This window comes from Nocardia sp. NPDC058497 (assembly GCF_042720195.1).
In the GTDB taxonomy this organism is placed as follows: Bacteria; Actinomycetota; Actinomycetes; order Mycobacteriales; family Mycobacteriaceae; genus Nocardia.
Genome location: NZ_JBHXMY010000186.1, coordinates 1 through 2,463, shown reverse-complemented (window position 1 = coordinate 2,463; position 2,463 = coordinate 1). Strand labels below are relative to the sequence as shown.

Sequence of the window (2,463 nt, the reverse complement as noted above, 5' to 3'; positions counted from 1 at the left end):
GCGGGGGAAACGGGCGGCTCCGGGTGGCCCGGTGCGGGCGAGCGGGCACCGGCCGGTGCGCGACGAAGGTGCCCTTGCCGCGCACCCGCACCAGATAGCCCTCGTTGACCAGTTGGCCGATCGCCTCGCGTACGGTGATCCGGCTGACGCCGTAATCCTGCATGAGATTGCGTTCGCTGGTCATCAGGTCGCCCGGCTGCAGCTCGCGCGTGCATTTCTGCAACAAAATCGCGCGCAGCTGTTCGTGTTTGGGCACTGCGCTGTCGCGCAGCGGTGCGGGCATGAGGGCGGCTCCTTACTCGCGAGCGGTGCACCGGTCCCTACTGGTCCTGTCCGGTGGTTCGAGAATACGCGACCTCGGCAAACGACGAAAGCCTCGCGCGCCGGCGGCTCCGGCGCCGCCACATCACCTTTCAGCGGATACCGGGTGTGGCGGGGTTGCTGCCGACGCAGCCGAGCACGACGCAGCCGGGCGGCCAGTCGGAGAACGGCGGCTTCGGCGTCTCGCCGAGGCAGTCGACGAAACTACAGCCGGGGTAGGCGTACGGGCCGATGCCGAGGGTGCCGAACAAGGCGTCGGGGCGGGCGATCATCGGATCGGTGACGCTCACGTCCGGGCGCTCCTGGTACGGGCCGGGATCGGGCAGCTGCTTGTCGACGAAGGCCGAGACCAGCGTGCGCATCACATTGTGGGTGTAGGTCGACGAGGCGCCCGGCGTCGCGACACCGGTCCAGTTGAGCATCAATCCCAGGCTCGGGACGATGTAGCTGTCGTTGCGCAGCATGCCCGACATCTTCACCGCGTCGTCGGGCAGACCGGGGAACTCGAGGCGGCACGGTGCGCCGTTGATCACGAAGAGGAAGCCGTAGCAGGGCATGCTCGCAGACGGGGACAGCGCCGCGCGCATGTAGTCGTCGGAGATCACCTGCAGGTCGTTCCAGCGTCCCCGATTGCCCACCAGCAGACCGAGTTTCGCGAAATCGTCCGGCGGCAGGATCAGATGCGCGTGACCGTAGGTGTTCCCGGCGCGGTCGCGGGCCCAGAAGTAGTCGCTGCGCGCGATACCCAACGGGTCGAACAGCTTTCGCTGCGCGAAGGTCTGGAAGTCCTCGCCGACGGCCTGCTGGATCACATAGACGAGCAGGTCGACCGCGCGCTGGCTGTAGCGGAACATGGTGCCCTGCGGGCGCTCGATCGGCATCGCCAGCGCCTGGGCGACGACATTCGGATCCAGCGCGGCCAGCCCGGTCGCGCCCTCGGCGGCGACGGCGACCTCCATCCCGGAGGACTCGGTGAGCAGGTTGCGCACGGTGATCGCCCGGTGTGCCTCGTCGCCGAGACCGGCGGGCAGATAGCGGTCGATCGGCTCGTCGATGAGCAGTCGGCCCTCGTCCACGGCCAGTCCCGCGACCAGCGCGACCACGCTCTTTGTCCCGCTCCACAGATTCCAGGGCACCCCACCGGATTCGGCATTGCGCGGGCCGCCGGCCACCAGGCAGTTGTTGCGGTAGAGCTGGATGTTGAAGCGGGTGGTGTCGATCGCCAGGTTCATGGCGGCGGCGGCGCGCTCCGGGTCGAGGGCGGCCTCGGCGGGCGTCGCGGTCTGCGGTGTGCGGCCCGAGCTGACCTCACACTGCTTCGCGGTGACCGGGTCGGCCTGCGCCGTGGCGGGCAGCAGCGCTCCCGAGGTGAGCGTCAGCGTGGTAATCGCTGCTGCTACAACATATTTCAGATAGCCGTGCACTCAACCCTCCAGAAAGACATTCCGGAAGGGAATCGTGAACGATCACGTTCTTGTTACGGGGCTCAGTTTTGGTAGGGCTTGCAGACCTCGATCGCGGTGTCCTTGGCCGCGTTGAACGTGTCGATCACACCGTTGAGTTCGTCGGTGGGGGCGCGGCGTTCGAGGGTGTCGGCGAGGGTGTTGGTGTTGTCGCGGTAGGAACGCAACGGCTCGGCCAGGTCCGCGATCACATCGTTGGTGATCTTGCGGCCGAGGTCCTTGGCGTTGTTGCGCAGCGTGGCGACCGCGTCGTTGGCCTTGGTGTCGGTGTCGGGCGCCCTGGTGTTGCTGGCGTCGATGTAGGCGTTGAACGCGGTCACCGAGCTCTTGTTGGCCGCGCGCAGTCCGTCGCAGGCCGTGTCGTTGGCCTTTTTCACCCGTGCCGCCGAGGAAGCGGCCACCTCGGAGGTGTAGGAGGCGAGGTCGGTCTGGTTGGCCTGGGCGTCGCCCGGCACCTGCTTGGTGCAGGCCACCAGCACCATTCCGGTCGTGACGGCCACGAGTGCCGTTGTGACCCCCAGTCGTTCCCGTTGTCTCATGTCTCCCTCTCCTCCCTCGGGACCGCCGACACCGGATAGCACCGGAGCCGAACATATCGACCGTACTGGCTGTGAGCGGGTGACGTCAGCTCGCGGTGGCGATTTCGATGACCAACCGAGACGTCGGGCCGGTCGCGGTG

At 67.5% G+C, this 2,463-nt stretch carries 3 protein-coding genes; all 3 read right to left on the bottom strand.

The window, feature by feature from the left end:
• Positions 1–283, bottom strand: a 283-nt coding sequence (locus ACFWPJ_RS14965; RefSeq protein WP_378851423.1) for a GntR family transcriptional regulator, incomplete at its 3' end; no start/stop codon positions are given.
• Between the two features lie 130 nt (positions 284–413).
• On the bottom strand, positions 414–1,745 hold the full coding sequence (locus tag ACFWPJ_RS14960; protein WP_378851420.1) for a serine hydrolase domain-containing protein: 1,332 nt from the start codon (positions 1,743–1,745) through the stop codon (positions 414–416).
• A gap of 62 nt (positions 1,746–1,807) precedes the next feature.
• Positions 1,808–2,284, bottom strand: coding sequence for a hypothetical protein (locus ACFWPJ_RS14955; RefSeq protein ID WP_378851417.1), 477 nt, complete (start codon positions 2,282–2,284; stop codon positions 1,808–1,810).
• Positions 2,285–2,463: the final 179 nt, after the last annotated feature.